The sequence below is a fragment of the Roseomonas acroporae genome, from assembly GCF_023223525.1.
Taxonomy (GTDB): Bacteria; Pseudomonadota; Alphaproteobacteria; order Acetobacterales; family Acetobacteraceae; genus Roseomonas_E; species Roseomonas_E acroporae.
The window spans coordinates 1-22,579 of the sequence record NZ_JALPRX010000078.1; the positions used below are offsets into that span (position 1 = coordinate 1).

The window sequence follows — 22,579 nt, forward strand, 5'->3', positions numbered from 1 at the left end:
GGAGCCGTTCCGGCCTGACCGTATCGGGCCGGAACGGCTCCTGCCTTCGATCCGGCGCATTTTCCGAGGCGCCGGCCGAATACGCCCGGCCTGGGGATCCGCTACGGCGAACCGCAGTCCGGTTGGGACTGCGGTTCGCTGTCGCTTGTTGTTCTCGGCGTGGATTCACGCCGCCGGGCGTGTCCGCCCGCCGGCGATCCGCTCTAGAGCCGATCCAGCCTGACTGTATCAGGCTGGAACGGCTCCAGCCTTTTGATTTTTCGCATTTTCCGAGCCGCTGAGCGAGGACGCTCAGCTTGAAAATGCTCTATTCCGCCAGCTCGCGCATCACCCGGATCAGGTCCGACTTGCCCTCGAAGCCGATGCCCGGCAGCTCCGGCATCACGATGTGCCCGTCCTCGACGCGCACGCTGTCCGGGAAGCCGCCATAGGGCTGGAACAGGTCCGGGTAGCTCTCGTTGCCGCCGAGGCCGAGCCCGGCCGCGATGTTGAGCGACATCTGGTGCCCGCCATGCGGGATGCAGCGGCGCGGCGACCAGCCGGCCTGGTGCAGCGCCTCCAGCGTGCGCAGGTACTCGACCAGCCCGTAGGAGAGGGCGCAGTCGAATTGCAGCCAGTCGCGGTCCGGCCGCATGCCGCCGTAGCGCAGCAGGTTGCGCGCGTCCTGGTGCGAGAACAGGTTCTCGCCGGTCGCCATCGGGCCCGGGTAGAATTCCGCCAGCGCCGCCTGCAGCGCGTAGTCGAGCGGGTCGCCCGCCTCCTCGTACCAGAACAGCGGGTACTCGCGCAGCGCCTTGGCGTAGGCGATGGCGGTCTCGAGGTCGAAGCGGCCGTTCGCGTCCACGGCGAGGCGGGCGTCGGCGCCGATCTCGGCCAGCACCGCCTCGATGCGCCGCCGGTCCTCGGCGAGGCTGGCGCCGCCGATCTTCATCTTCACCACGTTGTAGCCGCGGTCGAGGTAGGAGCGCATCTCGGCGCGCAGCGCCGTGTCGTCCTTGCCCGGATAGTAGTAGCCGCCGGCGGCGTAGACGAAGACGCGCGGATCCGCCTCGCGCCCCTCCTGCTCGGCCAGCAGGCGGAACAGCGGCTGGCCAGCGATCTTCGCCGTCGCGTCCCAGATCGCCATGTCGAGCGTGCCGACCGCGACCGAGCGCTCGCCGTGGCCGCCCGGCTTCTCGTTGGCCATCATCGCCGCCCAGATCCGGTGCGGGTCGAGGTTCTCCCCGGTCCCGTCGAGCAGCGAGCGCGGATCGGCTTCCAGGATGCGGCCGCGGAAGCGCTCGCGGATCAGCCCGCCCTGGCCGTAGCGGCCGTTCGAGTTGAAGCCGTAGCCCACCACGCGCCGCCCGTCGCGCACCACGTCGGTCACGACGGCGACCAGGCTCGTCGTCATCTTCGTGAAGTCGATGTAGGCGTTGCGGATCGGCGAGGCGATCGGCTGCGTGATCTCGCGGACGTCGACGATGCGCATCGCATCCTCCCCTGCTGCCGGCCCCGGCGCCGTCGGCATCCCGGGGACGGCCTGTTGCCGTCGGGCGTTCCCGCCACGGCGCCGGCGCTTCCCCGCGGGAGCGGCCGGGCCCGCCGGCGGCGCGCCACGCCCGTTCCCTACGTCTGGCGCCGCCCCGGGGCCAATGCCAAGATCGTCGCCCCCCATGCCGGATCGGCATCGTCGTGGAACTCGACTGGCTCGGCGACTTCCTGGCCCTGGCGGCGCAGCGGAACTTCTCGCGCGCGGCGGACAGCCGCAACGTCACCCAGCCCGCCTTCAGCCGGCGCATCCGCGCGCTGGAGGACTGGATCGGCACGCCGCTGTTCCGGCGCGGCGCGCAGGGCGCCGAGCTGACCGAGGCCGGCGCGCATCTGCGCCCGCTCGCCGAGGACCTGCTGGCGCGGCTGCACCGGGCGCGGCAGGACACGCGGGCGCTGGGCGAGCGCGGCACCGCGACGCTCGCCATCGCCGCCACGCACGCCCTCTCCTTCACCTTCTTCCCCGGCTGGATCCGGCGCCAGGCACGCCTCGAGGCGCTCGGCACGGTGAACCTCGTCTCCGACAGCCTGGAGGCGTGCGAGGCGCTGATGCTGGGCGGCGAGGCGCACTTCCTGCTCTGCCACCACCACCCCGACGCCCCGAACCCGCTCGACCCCGCCCGCTTCCCGAGCCGCGCGGTGGGCACCGACACGCTGGTCGCGGCCTGCGCGCCGGCGGCGGGCGGCGGGCCGGCCTGGCGGCTGGACGACGCGGCGGCGCCGCGCCTCGCCTACAGCCCGGCCTCCGGCCTCGGCCGCATCCTGGCGGCGTGCCGGGGGGACGCGCGGCGCGGCGGAACGGCGCCGCGCCTCACCTCGCACCTCGCCGCCGCGCTGCTGACCCTGGCGCGGGAAGGCCACGGCATCGCCTGGCTGCCGCTGACCGTGGCCGGCGAGGACCTGGCGTCCGGCCGCCTCGTCCGCGCCGGGCCGCCGGGGAGCGACCTCGCCGTCGGGATCCGGCTGTTCCGCGCCCCCGGCCCGCAGGGCCGCGCCGCCGAGGCGCTGTGGGAATCGCTCGGGGACGCGGCGGATGGCTGAATCGCGCTTGGCCCGGCCCGGGCGATCTGGAACGCTGCGGCGCCACCCGCCGCGAGGAGCCTGCCCGTGCCCGACGACATGATCCCGGCCGCCGCCTCCAGCCTGTCGCACGTCACGCGGCCGTCGGCGATGGAATGGCAGCCGACGCGCTTCCCGGGCATCGCGATCAAGCTACTCTACAGGGACGCGGATTCCGGCCTGTTCACGGCGCTGTTCCGCTGGGAGCCGGGCGCGGTGCTGCCCGACCACGAGCATGTGCGGATCGAGCAGACCTACATGCTGGAGGGGAGCCTGGTGGACGAGGAGGGCGCGTTGCTCGCCGGCGACTTCGCCGCCCGCCCGGCCGGCAGCCGGCACGTCGCCCGCTCGCCGGACGGCGCGCTGATCCTGTGCTTCTTCCTGGAGCCCAACCGCTTCTTCAACGCCGACGGCACCGAGGAACGCTTCAGCACCGCGCCGGCGCGCTGACCGGTGCGCTGACTGGCGCACTGACTTGGCGCGCCCGGCCGGGCCGGCTTGCCGCGCGGGCGGAAACGCGGCTTCCTGCGCGCCCCGCCGATTCCGGCCGACCTTCCGACCGGCCCCGTTCGGCCCATCCCTCTCCGGAGCGTCCCGCCATGAGCCTCACCCTCGCCCAGGCCGCCACCATCGTCGACGCCTCGCTGGCCAAGGGGCACGAGCTGAAGCTCAACCCCCTGACCGTGGTGGTGCTCGACGCGGGCGGCCACCTGATCGCGGCCAAGCGCGAGGACGGCGCCAGCCTGCTGCGGCCCGAGATCGCCACCGGCAAGGCGTTCGGCTGCCTCGCCATGGGCTTCGGCGGGCGCGAGATGGCGCGCCGTGCCCAGGCGATGGGGCCGTTCATGAACGCGCTCTCGGACCTAACCGGCGGCAAGGCGGTGCCGGTGCAGGGCGGCGTGCTGATCCGCGACGCGGCGGGCGCGCTGCTGGGCGCGGTCGGCATCAGCGGCGACCTCTCGGCGAAGGACGAGGAGGCGGCGCTGGCGGGGATCGCGGCGGCGGGACTGGTGGCCGATACCGGCGACGCGGCCTGATCCCGGCGGCCTTCGCCGACCCGGCCCCCGCGCCCCGGCGGGCGCCGCGGCACATGCCGACGGCGGCGTTCGCCGGCCCGCACGGGGCGCTGCCCCGGACCCCGCGAAGGGGCGAAGCCCCCTTCGAGACCCCCTTTCCGCAGGGCGGGCAGGGGGGCGGGCCGGCCGGTCCGGCCGCCCGGTCCGGCCGCCCGCGTCAGGGCATGGGGACGCCGAGCTTCTCCGCCCAGGGCCGCAGCGAGTCGAGGATGCCCGCGCGCAGCGCCACGCCCTCGCGCAGCGCCTGCTCCCGCTTGCGCAGCCCGCTCTGCCCCGGCAGCCTCACCTTGCCGCCACCGGCGCGCGGCGGGCTGGCGAGGCAGTTCGCGGTGATGGTCGCGGTCTGGCGCGTGAAGGCGTCGAGCCCGCCGAAGGCGGCGGGATCGAACACCTGGATGAAGGCGGCATTGGTCATGCCCGCCGGCTTCTCGGCGCGGCCGAGGCCGGACATCCCCTGGCTCAGCGCCTCGGAGAGCAGGCCCCAGCCATAGCCCTTCTGGCCGTGGTCCAGCCCGCCGGCCGGCAGCACCGTGCCGCCCTGCGTCAGCACGTTGGGGTCGTCGGTGGCGTTGCCCTCGGCATCCATCAGCCAGGGCCGGTCGTAGCGCCTCCCCTCGCGCGCCAGGCGCGCCGCCATGTTGTTGGTGGTGATGGAGCCGCTGATGTCGATCAGCACGGGGTCTCCCCCCGGGGTACCGCCGGTCGGGAAGCCGGCCGCGATGGGGGCGGGCGAGAGGGCGCCGCGCGTGCCGCCGAAGGGCGCCACCGTGGCGACGCCGGGCGCCGAGGTCGCCATGGTCAGCACCAGCCCGCGCTCGGCGACGCGGCGCGGATAGGCGGCGAGGCAGGCCATGTGGTGCGCGTTGCCGATGGCGACGGCCACCATGCCGTACTGCCCGACGCGTTCCAGCGCGAGGTCGATCGCCTTCGTCACCAGCCAGGGGCCGGGCAGGCGCCGCCCGTCCCAGGCGACGCAGGCGCCGCGGTCCGAGACCACGCCGGGCTCGCCCGTGGTGGCGAGGTGGCCGGCGGCGATCTCGTCGAGGTAGCGCGCGGCGAGGCCGAGGCCGTGCGTGTCGTGGCCCATCATGTCGGCCTCGACCAGGATGTCGGCGACGGTGGCGGCCTTCCCGGCCTCCATGCCGGCGGCGGCGAAGAGGGCGGCGGCGAAGCGGACCAGCGCGTCGCGGTCGTGGCGCGCCGCCGGCTCCGACGCGGCGCTCATGCCAGCACCCCGATCGGCCAGGGGACGAATTCGTCGCGGCCCATGCCGGCGAGCTCGCTCCTCGTGCGCTCGCCCGAGGCGTGGCGGAGGAGCTGCGCGAAGATTCGCTCGCCCATCGCGGCCACGGTGCTCTCGCCGTCGATGATGACGCCGCAATTGATGTCCATGTCGCTCTTCATGCGCTCGTACATCGGGGTGTTGGAGGCGAGCTTGATGGTCGGCGCCGGCACCGAGCCGAAGCAGGAGCCGCGCCCGGTGGTAAACATGATCATGTTGGCCCCGCCCGCGATCTGGCCGGTCGCAGAGACCGGGTCGTAGCCGGGCGTGTCCATGAAGACGAGGCCGTGCGTCGTCACCTGCTCGGCGTAGCGGTAGACCTCCATCAGCGGCGAATTGCCGCCCTTCTTGGAGCCGCCGAGCGACTTCTCCAGGATGTTGGCGAGGCCGCCCGCGTTGTTGCCGGGGGAGACGCGGCCGTTGATCTGGGTGTCGCGGCCGTCGGCGTAGCGCAGCCACCACTCCATCCGCTCCACGAGCTTGCGCCCCACCTCGGGTGTCACGGCGCGCTGCGTCAGCGTGTGCTCGGCGCCGAAGATCTCGCCGGTCTCGGAGAGGATGGCGGTGCCGCCGTGGCGGATCAGGATGTCCATCGCGGCGCCGAGCGCCGGGTTGGCCGAGAGTCCCGAGAAGCCGTCCGAGCCGCCGCACTGCATGCCGATGGTCAGGTGCTCGACGGAGACGGGCCGGCGGCGGACGTCGTTCGCGGCCGGCAGCATCTCCCGCACCAGGGCCGTGCCGGCCTCGACGGCGCGGCGCACGCCGCCCGTCTCGCCGATCACCAGCGTGCGCAGGGTCGGGCCGGGCTCGATGCCCTGCGCGCGCAGGAAGCCGTGCAGGTTGTCCACCTCGGAGCCGGCGGCGATCACCAGCGCGGCGGCGGTGTTGGCGTGGCGGATGGTGCCGGCCAGGGTGCGGTGCAGCAGCGCCAGCGGCTCGCCGGAACGCTCCACCGCGTCGCCCTGGCCGTGCACGTAGGGCACCACCCCGTCCACCATGGGGAAATCGGCCAGCCGCTCCGTCGTGAACCAGCCGGCGATCCGGCGCGCCGCCGTGCCGCCGGCATTACCCAGCACGAACACGCCGACATAGTTGCGCGTGCCGACGCGGCCATCCGCCCGCACGATGCCCTGGAAGGTGGCGCGCTGCGCCGCCGGCACGTACTCGGTCGGCACGTAGTCGCGCCCGAAGGCGTAGTCCTTCTCCACCGCGTCGAACAGGATGTTGTGGCTGTGCATCCAGGTGCCGGGCGGCAGGTTCTCGGCGGCGTAGCCGATCACCGTGTTGTACTTCAGCACCTTCTCGCCCTTGGCGATCCAGCGCGCGGCGATCTTGTGGCCTGCCGGCACGTCCTCGCGCGTCACCGTGTTCTCCGACGGCACCGAGGTGCCGGCGGGCACGGGCAGGCGCGCCACCAGCACGTTGTCGCGCGCATCGAGCCGGATGAAGGGGTTGCGGGGTTCGTCCGCCGTCGTCGCACTTGCGGGTGCGGAACCCGTCGGCATGGCGCCCTCTGGCATGCTGCGTTCCTCCCCGCTCAGCCCGTGACGCCGATCGGCCAGGGCACGTACTCGTTCTCGCCCATGCCCTCGACCTCGCCCTTCGTGCGCTCGCCCGAGGCATGGCGCAGCAGGGCCTCGAAGATGCGCGCGCCCATCGCCTCGGCGGAAAGCGCGCCGTCCAGCACCGGGCCGGCATCGAGGTCGATGTCGTCGGCGAGACGCGCGAAGGTCTCGCCGCTGGCGGCGATCTTCACCGTCGGCGCGGGCTGCGAGCCGAAGCCGGTGCCGAGGCCGGTGGTCATGGCGATCAGGTTGGCGCCGCCGGCGATCTGGCCGGTGACGGAGACCGGATCGTCGTCGGGCGTGTCCATGAAGACGAGGCCGCGCGCCGTGACCGGCTCGGCGTAGCGGCAGGCGGCGGCGAGCGGGGCGGTGCCGGCCTTGCCGATGCCGTCCAGCGCCTTCTCCAGCACGCTGGCGAGGCCGGCCCGCGCGTGCCGCCGGTCCAGCCGGCCCTCCAGCGGCGTGTCGCGGCCGCGCGTGGCGTCGCGCCACCAGCCGAAGCGTTCGGCGAGCGCGGCGGCCACCTCGGGCGTGGCGGCGCGCTCGGCCAGGGCGGGGCCGGCCAGCAACGCGTCCGGCGTCTCGGAGAGGATCGCGGTGCCGCCATGGCGCAGCAGCAGGTCCACCGCCGCCCCCAGCGCCGGGTTGGCGGAGATCCCGGTGAAGCCGTCCGGCGCGGCGGTCTGCAGCCCGAGCACGAGGTGTTCGGCCGACACCGTCTCGCGCCTCGCCCGGTCGGCCGCCGGCAGCATCGCCGCGACCATGGCGCGGGCCGTCTCCACCGTGGCGCGGATGCCGCCCGCCTCCTGGATGGTCACCGTCTGCAGGCGGTCGCCGACGGCGAGCTTCTCGGCCGCCAGGAAGGCCTGGAGGTTGTTGCGCTCGCAGCCCAGCGACAGCACCACGGCGCCGAAGGTGTTGGGGTGGCGGATGGTGCCGGCGATGGTGCGGCGGAGCAGGTCCATCGGCTCGCCGGTCGCCTCCATGCCGCAGCCCGTCTCGTGGATGTAGGGCACCACGGCATCGACGTTGGGGAAGGCGGCGAGCCGTTCCGCGTCGAACCAGTCGGCGGCCTGGCGCGCGGCGGTGGCGGCGCAGTTCACCAGCACGATCACGGCGATGGTGTTGCGCGTGCCGACGCGGCCATCGGCGCGCACGAAGCCCTGGAAGGTGGCGCGCCCGGCGGCGGGCAGCGGGGCCGGCGGCACGGCGGCGCGGGCGGGCGGCGGCGCGGCGGGCAGCAGGTCCCCGGGGCAGAGCAGCGTGCCCGGCGCCAGCTCGCGGGCGGCGAGGCCGATGGCGACGCCGCCGCGCAGCACCGGCGCGCCGGCGGCGACGGGGCGGGCGACGAGCTTGTGCGCCGCCGGCACGGCTTCGGCCAGGGTGATGCCCTCGGCCGGGATGGCGCTGCCGGCGGTCAGGTCGTGGCGGGCGACGAGGACGTTGTCGCGCGGGTCGAGCCGCAGCGCCGGGCGCGGGGGGCGGCGCTGGTTCACGCGCGGCGGCCCGCCAGGACGCCAGTGGGGGAGCCGGAGGGGGCGGCGGAGCGGGCGGGCGCCCTGGCGCGGCCTTCCAGCGGCCCCATCGGCATGTTGTCGCGGCCGGTTCCCGGCATGGTAGCATCCCCCTTCGTCGTGGGCCGCGCGACGGCGGCCGGCCGGTGCCGACCGGGCCGCGCGGCGCGGGCCGTCGCCTTCCGGGGCGGCACTGTACCGGGCGGGCCGATGCGCGTCTAAGATCATCTCCGCATCGAGGCGATGCCGATCCTGGATCGCCGGCAACGCCGCCCGCCCCCGCCCCGCCTTTCCGGCCGCCCCGCATGCTCGACCTCGTCCATCTCCGCTCCTTCGCCACCCTGGCCGAGGAGCTGCACTTCGGCCGCGCCGCGCGGCGGCTGCACATGACGCAGCCGCCGCTCAGCCGTCAGCTCCAGCTCCTGGAGCGGGAGCTGGGCGTGCGGCTGCTCGATCGCGGCGGCCAGGGCGTGGCGCTCACCGCCGCCGGCCGGGCCTTCCTGCCCGAGGCGCGGGCCCTGCTGGCGGCGGGGGAGACGGCCACGCAGGTGGCCCGCCGCGCCGCCCAGGCCAAGCCGGGCGGCGCGCTGACGATCGGCCTGATCGGCGCCGCCGCCTACGCCTTCCTGCCGCGCCTGGTGAGCCGGGCGCGCGCGGAGCTGCCGGACATCGCGCTGACGCTGAAGGAGATGATGGGCGCGGCGCAGGTGGAGGCGCTGGCGCTCGGGCGCATCGACCTCGGGCTGGCGCGGCCGCTGACGCGGCCCTTCGACGGCGCCGCCGCCTGCGTGATGCGCGAGCCGCTGGCGCTGGCTCTGCCGGAGGGGCACCCGCTCGCGGCGCGCCGCCGGCTGGCGCTGCGCGACCTGGAGGACGTGCCCTTCATCATGTACTCGCCCGACGGCCCGTACCTGCACGCCCTGCTGACCGACGCCTTCCGCGCCGCCGGGGTGCGGCCGCGCGTGGTGCAGGCGATGAGCCATGCGCAGTCCATCCTGTCGCTGGTCAGCACCGGCATGGGCGTCGCGATCGTGCCGGCCGAGGCGCGCAACGCCTGCTTCGGCAGCGTCGTCTTCCGGCCGATCCGCGTGGCACCGGGGGCGATGGCGGAGCTGCACGCGATCTGGCGGCCGGAGAACCGCAACCCGGCCCTGCCCCCCTTCCGCGCGCTGCTGCGGCGCGTCGCCCTGCCCGGCTGAGAGCCTTGCATGGACGGCCCGGTGGCGGCGCGCGCCGGCCGGCACCGCGCGGAAGGCCGCGTGGCGGGCGGGCCTCGGAACCTGTTCGAGAAGCCTGCGGGTCGGTCCGGCGGGTCTTTTCCGCGCCGGGAGCGTCGGGGATCCGGCACGATGCCCCGCATCGCGCCGGCGTCCCTTCCCTCCCGGCTCCTTCCCGGCACGAAAAATCCCTCGCCATCCCTCCGCCGCAGGCCTCTCGAACAGGCTCTCAGCCCGCCGCCCGGCCCCCCACCGGGTCCAGGCCACTGGCGCGGTAGGCGGCCTCGGCCTCCGGTCCCTGCAACGCCGCCAGGAAGCGCCCGGCCAGGGCCCGGTCCGCCGCCGCGCGCATGATCGCCGCGGCGAAGGTGGCAGCCTTGCCCAGCGGCGGCGGCAGCGGCCCCACGATCTCGACGCCCGGCACCGCCCGCAGCTCGCTGACCTGCTGCACCGCGAGGTCGGCCTCGCCGCTCGCCAGCCTCTCGGCCGTGAAGCCGGCGGGGATGACGGTGGCGCGCGCGTCGATCGCCTCGGCGATGCCGAGCTGCCGGATCACGGCGGCGAAGTGGATGCCGCTGGCGCCGGTGCGGGAATAGGCGACCGAGCGCGCCGCCAGCAGCGCGCGGATGCAGGCCTCGGGCGTCGCGATGTCGGGATGCGGCGCGCCGGCGCGCACGGCGAGGCCGATGCGCGAGACCACCACGTCGCGCCGGTCGGCCGGGTCCACGAGGCCCTGCGCCGCGAGCCGGGCCGCCGCCTCGTCCGTCACCAGCACCAGGTCGGGGCGCGCGCCGGCGGCGATGCGCTCCATGACGACGGCGGTCGGGCTCCAGTCGATCGCGAAGCGGCAGCCGGTCGCGGCCTCGAAGGCGGGCAGGATCGCCTGGTCGAAGGCGCCGCGCACCACCAGCGCGCACATCAGCGTCAGCACCGGCCCGTTCCCGTCCATCGCCCTGCCCTCCCCCTGGCGGCCCGCAGGCTGGGCCGGGCGGCGGGCCCAGGCAAGCGGGGCCGGCATCCCGCGCGGCGCCGGCGGCGGGGCGCCTTCAGCGCGCGGCGCGGTCGAAGCGGCCGTGACGCAGGAAATGCAGCGTCTGCCGGATCACCTCGGCGTTGCGCATCATCAGCGGATGGGTGGCATGCAGGACGATGTGGTCGGCCATGCCGGCCACCCGGGTGCGCTCCACGCAGACGCGCCCGTCATCCGGGCCCGGCAGCAGCAGCCAGGAGGCGAGCGGGTCCAGCGAGCGGTCGCCCGCGATCACGCCCAGCTCGTAGTCCACCGGGCCCAGCAGCGCGCGCAGGGATTCGTCGGGGCGGGTGACGAGCTGCGCCCCGGCGGGGCCGAAGACGCGGCGGTAGAGCGCGTTGCGGCAGAGCAGGTCGGCCACCTCGCTGCCGCCGTTCGGCGTGCCCAGCATCACCACGCGTCCGAGGCCGGCCGGGCGACGGCGGGTGATGAGGGCGCGCGCCAGCAGCCCGCCCATGGAATGCGCGACGACGTGCAGCGGCCCCGCCCCGGCGTGCAGGAAGGCGGCGGCCCGGCGCGCCACGTCCTCGGCCAGCGTCTCCAGCGGCGCGTGGCGCGCGTCGTAGTCGAGGTTCAGCGTGGCGTGGCCGGCCTCGCGCAGCGCCCGCTCCATCCGCGCCATCGAGGCGGCGCGCCGCGCGATGCCGTGCAGCAGCAGCACCCGGCCGGGCCCGCCGGGGACGGGCGCCGGGCCGGACGCCTCCCCCGGCGCCGGGGCCGCCGCGCTCACGCCGCGGCGTCGTCGCGGCCGGAGAGCAGGGCGGCCACCCAGCGCGTGCTGTCGTACTGCGCGCAGACCACGAGCAGGGCGATGGTGACGGGGATGCCGATGAAGGCGCCGGCGATGCCCCACAGGAAGGACCAGAAGAACACGGCGAACAGCACCAGGAAGGGCGAGACCGACACCGCCTTGCCGGCGAGGCGCGGCTCGATGTAGCTGCCCGAGACGAACTGGATGACGTTGAGGCAGAGGAACACGGTCAGCGCCGCTTCCCAGGAGCCGAATTGCAGCCCGGCGAACAGGGTGGGGAACACCGTCGCCGTCAGCGGGCCGAGGAAGGGGATGTAGTTCAGGGCGAAGGCGATCATGCCCCACTCGACCGGCAGCTCCAGCCCCACCGCGAGCGCGAAGGCCCAGATGGAGAGGCCCGTCACCGCGCTCATCACCGTGCGCACCAGCATGTAGGTCTGGAGCTTGCTGCCGATCTGCTCGCAGGCCCGCAGCAGCCGTGTCCCCTCGCCGTTGCGGCCCATGCGCACGAGCTTGCGGCGGATCACCTCCACCTCCAGCATGCCGAGCATGGTGAAGACCAGGGTGACGGTCAGGAAGCTGAGCAGCCCCTGCATCCGTCCGGTCAGGCTCTGCGCCAGCCAGACCACCCAGCGCATGTCGAAGTGCTCGGCGAACAGGCCGGCGACCGGGATGCCGTGGCCTTCGAGCCATTCGGTCTGGCGCAGGTAGATGTCCTGGAAGCGGCTGGCGTTGACGATGGTCCACTGCCCGACGCGGCTGAAGCCCCAGGCGACCAGCATGGCGAGCCCGACCACGCTGACCAGCACGATCACGATGGTGACGAGCAGCGCCAGCAGCTTCGGCAGCCGACTCTCCAGCAGGCGCTGCACCGGCCAGAACACGGCGATGATGAACAGCGCGAAGGTGGCCGGCACGAAGACCGAGGACGCCTCGCGCAGCGCGGCGAAGACCAGCACGGCGGCGCAGAGCCCGGCCATCGCGCGCAGCGCCGGGTCGCCGCCCAGGCGCCCCCGGAGACCAACCTGATCAGCATGCATCGTGCGCAGAACTCCGAACCAGGGCCCATTGCGGGTTCGTGCCGGTACCTGTCAATAGAACAGGCCCGGCCCGGGGGCGCTGGGCGCCGGGGCGGCGCCCCCCGCCGTTTCCGGCCGGCGCCGATCGGGGCTAAGAGCGTCGGCGCCCCGGCGAGTGCCGGGGCGCCCTGCCCGCGAGGAACATCCCGTTGCGATTCCTGAGCCGCCTGCTGCGCAGGCTACTTTTCGTGGCGCTCGGTGCCGTGCTGGCGGTGCTCGCTGTGCGGGTCTGGCTGGTCTCGGGCGGGCCGCCGCTGGAGCCATGGCACCTGTACGTGCCGCCCGAGCTGCATGCCGCCGAGCTCGACCGCACCGACTGGGCCGGCTACCTGCGCGCCGAGGAACGGGCCGCCGAGGCGGTACGCACCGAGGTGACGGAGCGCCTGCCGCCCAGGGACCGGATCCCGCTCAACCGCTACTTCGAGGGCAGCCCGGTCTATCCCGGGCATTTCCGGCACGACTGGAACCGCAGCTACGTGCTGGAGCCCGAGGGCACGCCGCGCGGCGCGGTGGTGCTGCTGCACGGGCTGACCGACGCGCCCTACAGCCTGCGCCACGTCGCCCGCTACTACCGCGACCACGGCTACCTCGCGATCGGCATCCGGCTGCCGGCGCACGGCACGGTGCCCGGCGCGCTGACCGACGTGGTGTGGGAGGACTGGACGGCGGCGACGCGGCTGGCGATGCGCGAGGCGCGCCGGCGCGTGCCGTCCGGGCCGGTCCACGTCGTCGGCTTCTCCAACGGCGGCGCGCTGGCGATGAAGCAGGCGCTCGACTCGCTCGACGACCCGGCGGTGGTGCGGCCCGACCAGGTGGTGCTGCTCTCGCCCATGATCGGCGTCACCGGCTTCGCGCGCTTCGCGGGCTTCGCGGGGCTGCCGGCGCTGCTGCCGCGCTTCGCCAAGGCGGCCTGGCTCGGCGTCGTCGCCGAGTTCAACCCGTTCAAGTACAACTCCTTCCCGGTGAACGGCGCGCGCCAGTCCTGGCGGCTGACCCGGGCGGTGCAGGAGCAGCTCGACCGGCGCGCCCGCGCCGGGCAGCTCGACCGGCTGCCGCCGGTGCTGACCTTCCAGTCGGTGCTCGACTTCACCGTCAGCACGCCCGCCGTGATCAACACGCTCTACGGGCAGCTTCCGGCGAACGGCAGCGAGCTGGTGCTGTTCGACATCAACCGCAATGCCAGCCTCGGCCCCCTCTTCACGCCGGGCACGGAGACGGCGCTCGACCGGCTGCTGCCGGCCGGCCCGCGACGCTACCGCACCGTCGTCGTCACCAACGCCTCGCCGGATGGCAACGCCATCGAGGCACGGCTGACCGAGGCCAATGGCGGCGGCACGCGCGTGGCGCCGCTGCGCGCCACCTATCCGCGCGACGTGTTCTCGCAGTCGCACGTCTCCATGCCGTTCCCGCAGTCGGACTCGCTGTACGGGATGGAGCCGGACCCGGCGGACGAGGATTTCGGCGTGCATTTCGGCACGGTGGCGCCGCGTGGCGAGCGCGGGGCGCTGGCGATCAGCCTGGACGCGCTGCTGCGCATGTCGTCGAACCCGTTCTTCGACGAGCTGCTGGAGCGGATCGGGACGACGATCGACGGCGCGGCACGCTGACCGCAGGGGAGGGCGTTGCCCTCCCCGCACCCCCTCCACCAAAGGGCGAAGCCCCTTCGGAAACCCCGTTCGGAAGGGCGGTCCCGACGGCATCAGCCATCGAGGCCCAGAGCGAACAGAGGTGCAGGAGGGCCTCGCCCTCCTGCCGGGATGGGTCCGGGGAGGGCGGAGCCCTCCCCGCCGCGTCAGAACGTCCCGAGCAGCGAGCCGAGCACGATCACCACGACGAGCGCGACGAGGGCCGTGACCACGGTGGTCATGAACAGGTCCATGTAGCTGCGCCTGTGGTCGGAGCCGCAGACGGCGAGCAGCGTCACCACCGCGCCGTTGTGCGGCAGCGCGTCCAGCGTGCCGGCGCCGATCACCGCGACGCGGTGCAGCAGGGCGGGGTCGATGCCGTGCTCGGCGGCGAGCTGGAGGTAGGTGCCGCCCAGCGTGTCGAGCGCGATGGTCAGGCCGCCCGAGGCGGAGCCGGTCAGCGCCGCCAGCACGTTGGTGGCGACGGCGAGCGAGACCAGCGGCCCGCCGCCGATGCCGAGCACCTGGTCGCGCACCGCCGCGAAGGCCGGCAGCGCCGCGACCACCGCGCCGAAGCCGACCAGGCTGCCGACGCCGATCACCGGCAGCACGGCGGAATTGGCGCCGGCGTCCAGCGTCGCGCGCAGCGAGGGAAGGCGCTGGAAGTTCAGCGCCACCAGCACGAGGCAGGAGAAGAACAGCGCCACCACGACGGACCAGACGCCGCCGACGGCCGCGATGCTGGTCTCGCCCCAGCGCGGCTCGTTGAGGAAGGCGGTGTCCATGCTCGGCAGCACCACGCCGGTCATCAGCAGGTTGACCAGCAGCACCACCGCGATCGGCGCCACCGCCACGGCGAAGGAAGGCTGCGGCTGGCCGCCGCGGCCGTGGTGCAGCTCGGCGGTGTCGAACTCGCCCGTGACCGCGGAATGCTCGCGGATCACCGGATCGTCCGCCGCCTGGTCGGCGATGCCCTGCACGTCGGCGGGCGGCGTGCCGTAGCCCTCGCCGGCGCGCCTGGCCTGCGCCGCGCGGAATTCGAGCCACCAGATGCCGAGCCCGGCCATCACCGCCGAGGCGATGAGGCCGAGGCCGGGCGCGGCCCAGGGCGAGGTGCCGAAGAAGGGCATCGGGATCGCGTTCTGGATCGCCGGCGTGCCCGGCATGGCCGACATGGTGAAGCTCGACGCGGCGAGCATGATGGTGGCCGGCATCAGCCGGTAGGGCACGTCGGCGGCGCGGAACATGGCGTGCGCCATCGGGCCGAGCACGAAGAAGGCGACGAACAGGTTGACGCCGCCATAGGTGACCAGCGCGCCGGCCAGCACCACGGCGAGGATGGCGCGCTGCGTGCCGAGCTTCCTGGTCATGAAGTCGGCGATGGCGGTGATGGAGCCGCTGTCGCCCATCAGCTTGCCGAAGACGCCGCCGAGCAGGAAGAGCGGGAAGAACTGCGCGATGAAGCCCCCCGCGGCGCTCATGAAGGTCTGCGTCCAGTTGGCGAGCAGCGGCTCGCCCGCGAAGGCCGCGGCCACCAGCGCGCCGAGCGGGGCGAGGAGCAGCACGCTCCAGCCCCGGTAGGCCAGGCCCATCAGCAGGCCGAGGCCGACGAGGATTCCGAGCAGGCCCATGCCTCACACCCCTTCGAGCAGCTTGGCCAGGTCGACCGTGGAACGGGTGCCGATCGCGTCCCCCTTCTCGGCGAGGAATGCCTCGGCGCAGCGCCGCCCCTCGTCGCGCAGATGGGTCAGGAAGGCCCATTCGGCGTTCAGCTTGGAGGAGTGGCCGAGGTCGATCATCATCGGGCTGGAGACGATGTGCACCCGGAAGCTGGCCCAGCGCTCGGCCTCGCTGCGCTTCTGGTCCGGCCTGACGTCGAGCGTCGCGAGGAGCTGCTGGAGCAGGGCGATGCCGCGCAGCTCCTTGATGGTCGCGGCGTTGAAGGAGATCTCGTTCAGCCGGTTCTGGATCTCGGCCGCGGTGCGCGGCGTGCCGGGGCGCTCGACGGGGTTGATCGCGATCAGGATCAGGTCGTCGGCCCTGCCGCCGTCGCGCACCAGCGGGGTGATGGTCGGGTTGCCCGCGTAGCCGCCATCCCAGTAGTGCTCGCCGTCGATCTCGACCGCCTGGAACAGCGTCGGCAGGCAGGCCGAGGCCATCAGCACGTGCGGCGTCACCTCGGCGTTGCGGAAGACGCGGCCGCGGCCGGTGTGGACGTTGGTGGCGGTGACGTAGAGGCGCTGCTCGGCATGGGCGAGGCGGTCGAAGTCGATCGTCTCGGCCAGCACCGATTCCAGCGGATTGGTGCCGGTGAGGTTGAAGTCGTAGGGCGAGACCACCCGCGCCATCAGGTCCATGATGATGAAGGCCGGCGAGCTGTCCAGCGTCCAGCGGCCGAGCAGGATGTCGAGCGGGCCGCGGCGCAGCGGACTGAGGGTCGCGGCGCGCCCGACCGTGCCCCAGAAGCGCTCCAGCGCCGCCTTGGCGCCGGCGCGGCCGCCCTCCTGGTAGCCGGCCACCAGGGCGGCGGCGTTCATCGCGCCGGCGGAGGCGCCGCTGATCGCGTCGATCTCGAGCCGCTCCTCCTCCAGCAGCCGGTCCAGCACGCCCCAGGTGAAGGCGCCGTGCGAGCCGCCGCCCTGCAGGCCGAGGTCGACCGGCAGCGGCGCCGCGCGCGTCCCGACGGCGGGAGCGGGGGACGGGGCCGGCGGTGCCGCGATGTCGGGCGCTGGCGCGACCTGGGGCTTGTTGTCGGTGTCGCTCATGGCATCCTCCAGAAATGATGTCGCATCGGCCGGCGGCACGGCCCGGGGCACGGCACGAGGCACGGCCCGGGGCACGGCCCGGCGACGGCGGCGCGGCCGCGTCCGGCGGACGCGGCGCGACGGCGGCGCCGGCCGCTCCCCCCGATGTCGCTGTTGGCGCCCGCCGGGCGCGCGAGGCCGCGCAACGCCCGCCGGCATGACCCCGCCGGATGGCCCGGCCGGCATGGCAAGGCGCCTTCCGTTCCATCGTGGCGGCGGCGGGACGCGGCCCGCCGCCCCGCGCTCAGGCGGCGGCGGCCGCCTTCCTCTCCTGGCGCTCGAACCAGGTCACGTAGAGGACCGGCAGGAAGACCAGCGTCAGCAGCGTGGCGCCCATCAGCCCGCCCATGATGGCGAAGGCCATCGGCCCCCAGAACACGGTCGGCGTGATCGGGATCATGCCGAGCACGGTGGACATCGCGGTCAGCAGGATCGGGCGCAGGCGCGAGGAGCAGGCGCGGATCGCCGCCTCGCGCACCGGATGCCCCTCGGCGCGCTCGTCCTCGATCTGGGTGATGAGGATCACCGCGTTCTTGGCGATCATGCCCATCAGCGACAGCACGCCGAGGATGGCGACGAAGCCGAGCGGGCTGTTCGAGACCAGCAGCGCCGTGACCACGCCGATCAGCCCGAGCGGCACCACGCTGAAGACGATGAACAGGCGCGCGAAGCTGCCGAGGTGGAAGATCAGCACCGTCGCCATGATGAACAGCATGGCCGGCACCACCGCCATCACCGAGGCCTGGGACTCGGCGCTCTCCTCGACGATGCCGCCGGTCTCGACGCGGTAGCCGGCGGGCACCTTCGCGGCGGCCGCGGCGATCGCCGGGGCGAGGCGATCCACCACCTCGGCCGGCAGCACGCCGCGCGGCACGTCGGCCTGCACGGTCAGCGTCGGCACCCGGTTGCGGCGGTGGATCAGCGGGTATTCCTGCTCGTAGTCGAAGCTCGCGAACTGGCTGAGCGGCACGGTGCGGCCGCCGGCGATCGGGATCTGCAGCGTGCGCAGCGTGTCCACCGACATGCGCTCCGCCTCCACCGCCCGCACCACGACGTTGATCAGGTAGATGTCGTCGCGCATCTGGGTCACGGCGGCGCCGGAGATGGCGGCGTTCAGCGCACCCGCCACGGCGGCCGAGGAGAGGCCGAGGCGGCGCGCCTCGTCCTGGTCGATCCGCACGCGCAGCTGCCGCGCCGGCTCCATCCAGTCGAAGCTGGTGCGGCGCGTGTCCGGGTCGGCGGCGACGACGCCGGCGACATCCATCGCGATGCGGCGGATCGTCGCGATGTCGGGGCCGGTGATCCGGTACTGGATGGGCCATCCCACCGGCGGGCCCAGCTCCAGCGGGTAGACGCGGCTGACCACCTCCGGGAACTGCTCGGCCAGCACCTTCTCCAGCCGGTCCTGCAGCCGGTCGCGCACCGCGAGGCCCTTCGAGATCAGCACGATCTGGCCGAAGAAGTCGTTGCTCGGCTGCACGTCGAGCGGCAGGTAGAAGCGGATCGCGCCGCGGCCGATGTTGCTGCTCCACTGCACCACGTCGGGCGCGATCGCCGGATCGTCCGCCAGGATGCGCTCCAGGCGCGCCATCGTGGCGTCGGTGGCGTGAATCGAGGCGTTCTGCGGCAGGGTGAGGTCGATCAGCAGCTCGTCGCGGTCGGAGGCCGGGAAGAACTGGTTGCTGACGAAGCGCATGCCGACGACCGAGAGGGCGAACAGGCCGATGGTCACGGCGAGCGTCACCCAGCGCAGCCGGATCGCGCCGGAGAGGAAGGAGCGGTAGGCGCGGACCAGCTTCCCCGGCTCGGCCGGGGGGGTGCCGGGCTTGGGCGCCTTGAGGATCAGCACGCCGATCAGGGGGGCGAAGATCACCGCCACCAGCCAGGAGACCAGCAGCGCGATGGTGACGACGGCGAAGATCGAGAAGGTGTACTCGCCGGCCGAGCTCTGCGCGAAGCCCACGGGGACGAAGCCCGCGATGGTGACCAGCGTGCCGGCCAGCATCGAGAAGGCGAGCTTGGAATAGGCGTAGGTGCCCGCCTGCTCCTTGGTGTCGCCGGCGGCGAGGCGGTTGATCATCGCGTCCACGGTGGTCATCGCGTCGTCCACCATCAGGGCGAGGGCGATGATCAGGGCGCCGAGCGAGATGCGCTGCAGGTCGATGTTCACCGCCTGCATGATCGGGAAGACGATGGCCAGCGTCAGCGGGATGGCCAGCGCCACGATCGCGCCCGGCCGCACGCCGAGGGCGATGAAGCTCGTCACCAGGATGATGGCGATGGCCTGCCAGAGCGACGTCATGAAGTCGCTGATCGCCAGCTCCACCGTGCGCGGTTGCTCGGCCACGGCATGGGCGGAGACGCCCACCGGCAGGTCGGCCACGATGTCGCGCACCGCCCTGTCGATGTTGCGGCCGAGCTGGAGCACGTCGCCGCCGTCGCGCATGGCGATGCCGAGGCCGATCGCCTCGTGGCCGTTCACCCGGAACATCGGCTGCGGCGGGTCGGCGAAGCCGCGGGTGACGGTCGCGATGTCGCTGAGCTGGAGGATGCGCCCGCCCACGGAGAAGTTGACGGCGCGGATGTCCGCCTCGGATTCGAACTGGCCGCTGACGCGCAGCAGCAGCCGCTCCGACCCGCCCTCGATGGTGCCGGCCGGCGCCACGATGTTCTGCGCCTGCAGCGCCGCGATCAGCGTGTTGCGGTCGATGCCGAGGCCGGCGAGGCGCTCCATCGAGAACTCGACGAAGACCCGCTCGTCCTGCGCGCCGATCATCTCGATGCGCGAGACGTCGGGCACCTGCAGCAGGCGGGAGCGGGCGTCCTCGACGAAGTCGCGCAACTCGCGGTGGGTGAAGCCGTCGGCGGTGAAGCCGTAGATGATGCCGAAGGTGTCGCCGAACTCGTCGTTGAAGAAGGGCCCCTGCACGCCGGCGGGCAGGGTGTGGCGCATGTCGCCCACCTTCTTGCGCACCTGGTACCAGATGTCGTCGACGCGCGAGCCGGAGGTGCTGCCGAGCAGGTCGATGAAGATCAGGCTGACGCCCGGCCGCGTGAAGCTGCGCAGCCGGTCGAGCCCCTCCGTCTCCTGCAACCGCCGCTCCAGCCGCTCCGTCACCTGGTTCAGCGTGTCCTCCATGGAGGCGCCGGGCCAGTTGGCCTGCACGACCATGGTGCGGATGGTGAAGACCGGGTCCTCGGCGCGGCCGAGCTTCAGGAAGGAGAGGGTGCCGGCCAGCACCGCCACGATCATCAGGTAGACGACGATCGGCCGGTTGCCGAGCGCCCAGGCCGAGAGGTTGAAGCCCTTCACGATGTGCTGCCCGGCGCGCCGTCCAGCAGCCGCACCTTCTGTCCCGGCCGCAGCGTCTGCACGCCCGCCGTCACCACCGCCTCGCCCGGCTGCAGGCCGCCGCCGATGATGGCGCGCACCGCGTCGAAGCGCGCCACCTCGACGGGGCGCAGCGAGACGGTGCCGGTGTTGCGGTCCACCACCCAGACGGCGGGGCCGTCGCCCGAGCGCGTCAGCGCCGTGGCCGGCACCTCGATGCCGGCCAGCCCCCCCAGGTGGATCGTGCCGTTGATCGTGGAGCCGAGCCGCATCGTCTCGGGCGGGGCGATCAGCCCGACCCGCACCCGGAAGGTGCGCGTCACCGGATCGGCCTGCGGCGAGATCTCGCGCACCCGCCCGAGCGCCGTGACGCCCGGGTTGGCCGCCAGCGCCACCCGCACCTCGGGGTCGGGCGGCGTGTTCTCCATGATCCGCGAAGGCACGTCGAACACCGCGTCGCGGCCGCCCTCGCGCGCCACCTCGACGATCATGCGGCCCGGCGTCACCACCTCGCCCGGCTCGGCGCCGCGCGCGGTGACGACGCCGCCCGAATCCGCCACCAGCGTGGCGTAGGTCAGGTTGGTCTCGGCCGTGCTCTGCTGCGCCAGGTTGGCGTCGAGCTGCGACTGCGCCGCCTGCAGGCGGCGCACCGCGTCGTCGTAGTTGGCGCGGGTCGTGAAGCCCGAGCGCAGCAGCTGGTTCTGCCGGTCGTAGTGGTTGCGCGCCTGCATGAGCGTGGCGCGCGAGGCCGCGACGGCGGCGCGGGCGGCGCGCAGCGCGTCGCGCGGCGTGTCGTCCTCCAGCCGGGCGATCACCTGCCCGGCGCGTACCTGGTCGCCGACGTTCACCAGCCGCTCGACCATGCGGCCGCCGACGCGGAAGGCCAGGGCGACCTGCTCCACCGCCTCGATCTGGCCGGTCAGGGTGATGGTCTCGCCACCCTCGCTCGCCTGCACGGTGACGGCACGCACCGGCCGCGGCGGCTCGGGCGCCGGCGGCTCGGACGGCCCGCAGGCCGCGAGCGGCAGCAACCCGGCCAGCAGCGCCAGCCCGGCGCGCACGAGGCCACGGCGCGGCAGGCCGAGCCGCGATGCCAGACCGGCCGGCGCCCGGGAGAGATCGACAAGCCGGCCTTGCGCGCCGGCCGAGTGCCCGACACGCTGCCCGCGCAGGTACGCCATTCCAGCCCCGTCTTCCGCGCGGCCAACGTCCGGGCGCGACGTGACGCCCGTGCTGCCGCGGCGGACCCATATCGCCTCGCTCACGATTCTGTAAACACAAGAGTTCCGACAGCCCGGTGAACGAACCCGGCGCCGGGCATGCGCGGGTCGGTCGCCCGACCGTGCGGCAGCGGCGCCTCACGGCCCGAAGCGGCAGGATGCCCCCTGCAACCAGGCACGTTGCGTCATCTCCGACGCGTGGCCTATTAGCAGCGCGACGGAGCCCGCCCCTTGACGACATCACCCACCCACGTGCCGAGCCGCCGCGCGTCCGTCGCACTGATCGGGCGCGTGCCGCCGTTGCTGGTCGCCTGGGTCGCGATGGCCGGCGCGGCGCCGGACAGCCTTCTCGTCGGCCTGCCGGCCGTCCTGGCCGCCGCCCTCTGCAGCCTGCGGCTCCTGCCGCCGTCACGACCCGGGCTGCGCCCGCTCGCGCTGATCGGCTATGCGCCGAGGCTGCTCGCGCAGTCGCTCCTGGGTGGCATCGACGTCGCGCGCCGCGCCCTCGCGCCGCGGCCGGTGCTGCGGCCGGGCTTCGTCGCGGCCCCCCTGGCGCTGCCCGCCGGCAACGCGCGCGCGGCCTTCTGCGCCGCCGCGAGCCTCGTCCCCGGCACGCTGCCGGCCGGCGACACGGCGGATGGCGGCGTGCTGCTGCACGCGCTCGACCTCGACCAGCCGGTGCTCGACGCCTGGGCGCGGGACGCGGCCGCGTTCCGGCGCCTCCTCGCCCCGGCTCCCCTCCCCTCCGCCGCCACCGGCCCCTGAGGCCGGGCACCGGGAGCGAGCATGGAAACCCTGCTGCGCGGCGCGGCGATCCTGGTGCTGCTGATGACGCTCTGCGGCCTGTGGCGCGTGATGCTCGCCGGCGCCGCGGCGGACTGGATCATGGGCGTGCAGCTCCTCGGCACCGGCGCAATCGCCGCGCTGCTGCTGCTGGCCGCCTCGGAGGCCATGCCGGCCCTGCTGGACCTCGCCCTGATGCTGGCGCTGCTCGCCGCCTTCGCCGTCGTCGCCTTCGTGCTGGGCGAGCAGGAGCGCCCCGCCGGCGATGTCCCGGACGCCGCGCCGGGGAGCGGCCCGGGCGACGCCATGGGGCACGGGGGCGCCCCGGCCCGCGCGATGCCGGCGCGGGAAGGCTGAACGTGCTGCGCGACACCGTCACCCTCCTCGCCGTGTCCGCCGGGCTGGGCTTCTTCCTGGCCGGCACGCTCGGCCTGATCCGCTTTCCCGACACGCCGACGCGCCTGCACGCGCTGACCAAGGCCGACAACCTCGGCCTCGGCCTCGTCGTGCTGGGGCTGCTGGCGCAGGCGGCGGAGGCGACGACGGCGCTGAAGCTGCTGCTGGCCTGGGGCCTGGCGCTGCTGGCCGGCACGACGGGCTCGCAACTCCTCGCCCGCCTCGCCCGCCCTGCCCACCCGGCCGGCGCCCACCCGGCCGCGCCGCCGGCGGGCCCGCCCGGACCGGCCGCATGACCGGCAAACCATGACCGGCAC

General features: G+C 74.1%; 19 protein-coding genes. 8 read left to right on the forward strand and 11 right to left on the reverse strand.

The window, feature by feature from the left end; translation table 11 throughout:
- Positions 1-307: 307 nt before the first annotated feature.
- A complete protein-coding gene (locus tag M0638_RS17755) occupies positions 308-1,471 on the reverse strand; it encodes a mandelate racemase/muconate lactonizing enzyme family protein (RefSeq protein WP_248668342.1) in 1,164 nt (387 codons plus the stop codon).
- Between the two features lie 203 nt (positions 1,472-1,674).
- On the opposite strand from M0638_RS17755, the gene M0638_RS17760 reads away from it, so the two are divergent.
- From M0638_RS17760 to M0638_RS17770, 3 genes are all read left to right on the forward strand, one after another.
- The gene (locus M0638_RS17760; protein ID WP_248668343.1) at positions 1,675-2,571 is read left to right on the forward strand and encodes a LysR family transcriptional regulator; all 897 of its coding nucleotides are present in this window, start codon (positions 1,675-1,677) and stop codon (positions 2,569-2,571) included.
- 66 nt (positions 2,572-2,637) lie between these two features.
- Positions 2,638-3,039, forward strand: coding sequence for a cupin domain-containing protein (locus tag M0638_RS17765; protein ID WP_248668344.1), 402 nt, complete (start codon positions 2,638-2,640; stop codon positions 3,037-3,039).
- A 149-nt stretch (positions 3,040-3,188) separates the two neighbouring features.
- Positions 3,189-3,626: a GlcG/HbpS family heme-binding protein gene (locus tag M0638_RS17770; RefSeq protein WP_248668345.1), complete on the forward strand. Its 438-nt coding sequence runs from the start codon at positions 3,189-3,191 to the stop codon at positions 3,624-3,626.
- Positions 3,627-3,822: 196 nt separating this feature from the next.
- Here the strand turns inward: M0638_RS17770 and M0638_RS17775 are convergent, their stop codons facing one another.
- From M0638_RS17775 to M0638_RS17785, 3 genes are read right to left on the reverse strand one after another with little or no spacing between them, the layout of a single operon-like run.
- Positions 3,823-4,890 (reverse strand): Ldh family oxidoreductase, encoded by a 1,068-nt coding sequence (locus M0638_RS17775; RefSeq protein WP_248668346.1) that lies wholly within the window; start codon positions 4,888-4,890, stop codon positions 3,823-3,825.
- Positions 4,887-6,467 (reverse strand): altronate dehydratase family protein, encoded by a 1,581-nt coding sequence (locus M0638_RS17780; RefSeq protein ID WP_345893043.1) that lies wholly within the window; start codon positions 6,465-6,467, stop codon positions 4,887-4,889. The genes M0638_RS17775 and M0638_RS17780 overlap by 4 nt, the downstream gene beginning before the upstream one ends.
- Before the next feature lie 17 nt (positions 6,468-6,484).
- Positions 6,485-8,008 (reverse strand): UxaA family hydrolase, encoded by a 1,524-nt coding sequence (locus M0638_RS17785; protein ID WP_248668347.1) that lies wholly within the window; start codon positions 8,006-8,008, stop codon positions 6,485-6,487.
- Between the two features lie 323 nt (positions 8,009-8,331).
- Between M0638_RS17785 and M0638_RS17790 the strand changes: the two genes are divergently transcribed.
- Positions 8,332-9,225 carry a LysR family transcriptional regulator gene (locus M0638_RS17790; protein ID WP_248668348.1) on the forward strand — a complete coding sequence of 298 codons (894 nt, stop codon included), beginning with the start codon at positions 8,332-8,334 and terminating at the stop codon, positions 9,223-9,225.
- Between the two features lie 247 nt (positions 9,226-9,472).
- Here the strand turns inward: M0638_RS17790 and M0638_RS17795 are convergent, their stop codons facing one another.
- The 3 genes from M0638_RS17795 to M0638_RS17805 form a co-directional block, all read right to left on the reverse strand.
- On the reverse strand, positions 9,473-10,192 hold the full coding sequence (locus M0638_RS17795; protein WP_248668349.1) for a substrate-binding domain-containing protein: 720 nt from the start codon (positions 10,190-10,192) through the stop codon (positions 9,473-9,475).
- A 97-nt stretch (positions 10,193-10,289) separates the two neighbouring features.
- Positions 10,290-11,003, reverse strand: a complete 714-nt coding sequence (locus tag M0638_RS17800; RefSeq protein WP_248668350.1) for an alpha/beta hydrolase — start codon at positions 11,001-11,003, stop codon at positions 10,290-10,292.
- The gene (locus M0638_RS17805; protein ID WP_248668351.1) at positions 11,000-12,064 is read right to left on the reverse strand and encodes an AI-2E family transporter; all 1,065 of its coding nucleotides are present in this window, start codon (positions 12,062-12,064) and stop codon (positions 11,000-11,002) included. Before M0638_RS17805 ends, M0638_RS17800 begins: the two co-directional genes overlap by 4 nt.
- Before the next feature lie 188 nt (positions 12,065-12,252).
- On the opposite strand from M0638_RS17805, the gene M0638_RS17810 reads away from it, so the two are divergent.
- Positions 12,253-13,710, forward strand: coding sequence for an alpha/beta hydrolase (locus M0638_RS17810; RefSeq protein ID WP_248668352.1), 1,458 nt, complete (start codon positions 12,253-12,255; stop codon positions 13,708-13,710).
- Between the two features lie 185 nt (positions 13,711-13,895).
- On the opposite strand, the gene M0638_RS17815 is transcribed toward M0638_RS17810, so the two are convergent.
- The 4 genes from M0638_RS17815 to M0638_RS17830 all read right to left on the reverse strand — a co-directional run bounded on the left by M0638_RS17815 (position 13,896) and on the right by M0638_RS17830 (position 21,044).
- The gene (locus M0638_RS17815; RefSeq protein ID WP_248668353.1) at positions 13,896-15,359 is read right to left on the reverse strand and encodes a GntP family permease; all 1,464 of its coding nucleotides are present in this window, start codon (positions 15,357-15,359) and stop codon (positions 13,896-13,898) included.
- Positions 15,360-15,362: 3 nt separating this feature from the next.
- Positions 15,363-16,493 carry a patatin-like phospholipase family protein gene (locus M0638_RS17820; RefSeq protein WP_248668354.1) on the reverse strand — a complete coding sequence of 377 codons (1,131 nt, stop codon included), beginning with the start codon at positions 16,491-16,493 and terminating at the stop codon, positions 15,363-15,365.
- Between the two features lie 283 nt (positions 16,494-16,776).
- Positions 16,777-19,845, reverse strand: a complete 3,069-nt coding sequence (locus tag M0638_RS17825; protein ID WP_345893044.1) for an efflux RND transporter permease subunit — start codon at positions 19,843-19,845, stop codon at positions 16,777-16,779.
- Positions 19,842-21,044 carry an efflux RND transporter periplasmic adaptor subunit gene (locus tag M0638_RS17830; RefSeq protein WP_248668424.1) on the reverse strand — a complete coding sequence of 401 codons (1,203 nt, stop codon included), beginning with the start codon at positions 21,042-21,044 and terminating at the stop codon, positions 19,842-19,844. The genes M0638_RS17825 and M0638_RS17830 overlap by 4 nt, the downstream gene beginning before the upstream one ends.
- A gap of 270 nt (positions 21,045-21,314) precedes the next feature.
- On the opposite strand from M0638_RS17830, the gene M0638_RS17835 reads away from it, so the two are divergent.
- The 3 genes from M0638_RS17835 to M0638_RS17845 are packed head-to-tail and all read left to right on the forward strand — an operon-like array spanning position 21,315 to position 22,558.
- Positions 21,315-21,848 carry a Na+/H+ antiporter subunit E gene (locus M0638_RS17835; RefSeq protein WP_248668355.1) on the forward strand — a complete coding sequence of 178 codons (534 nt, stop codon included), beginning with the start codon at positions 21,315-21,317 and terminating at the stop codon, positions 21,846-21,848.
- 21 nt (positions 21,849-21,869) lie between these two features.
- On the forward strand, positions 21,870-22,223 hold the full coding sequence (locus M0638_RS17840) for a monovalent cation/H+ antiporter complex subunit F (protein WP_248668356.1): 354 nt from the start codon (positions 21,870-21,872) through the stop codon (positions 22,221-22,223).
- Between the two features lie 2 nt (positions 22,224-22,225).
- Positions 22,226-22,558 carry a monovalent cation/H(+) antiporter subunit G gene (locus M0638_RS17845; RefSeq protein ID WP_248668357.1) on the forward strand — a complete coding sequence of 111 codons (333 nt, stop codon included), beginning with the start codon at positions 22,226-22,228 and terminating at the stop codon, positions 22,556-22,558.
- The last annotated feature ends 21 nt before the right edge of the window (positions 22,559-22,579 follow it).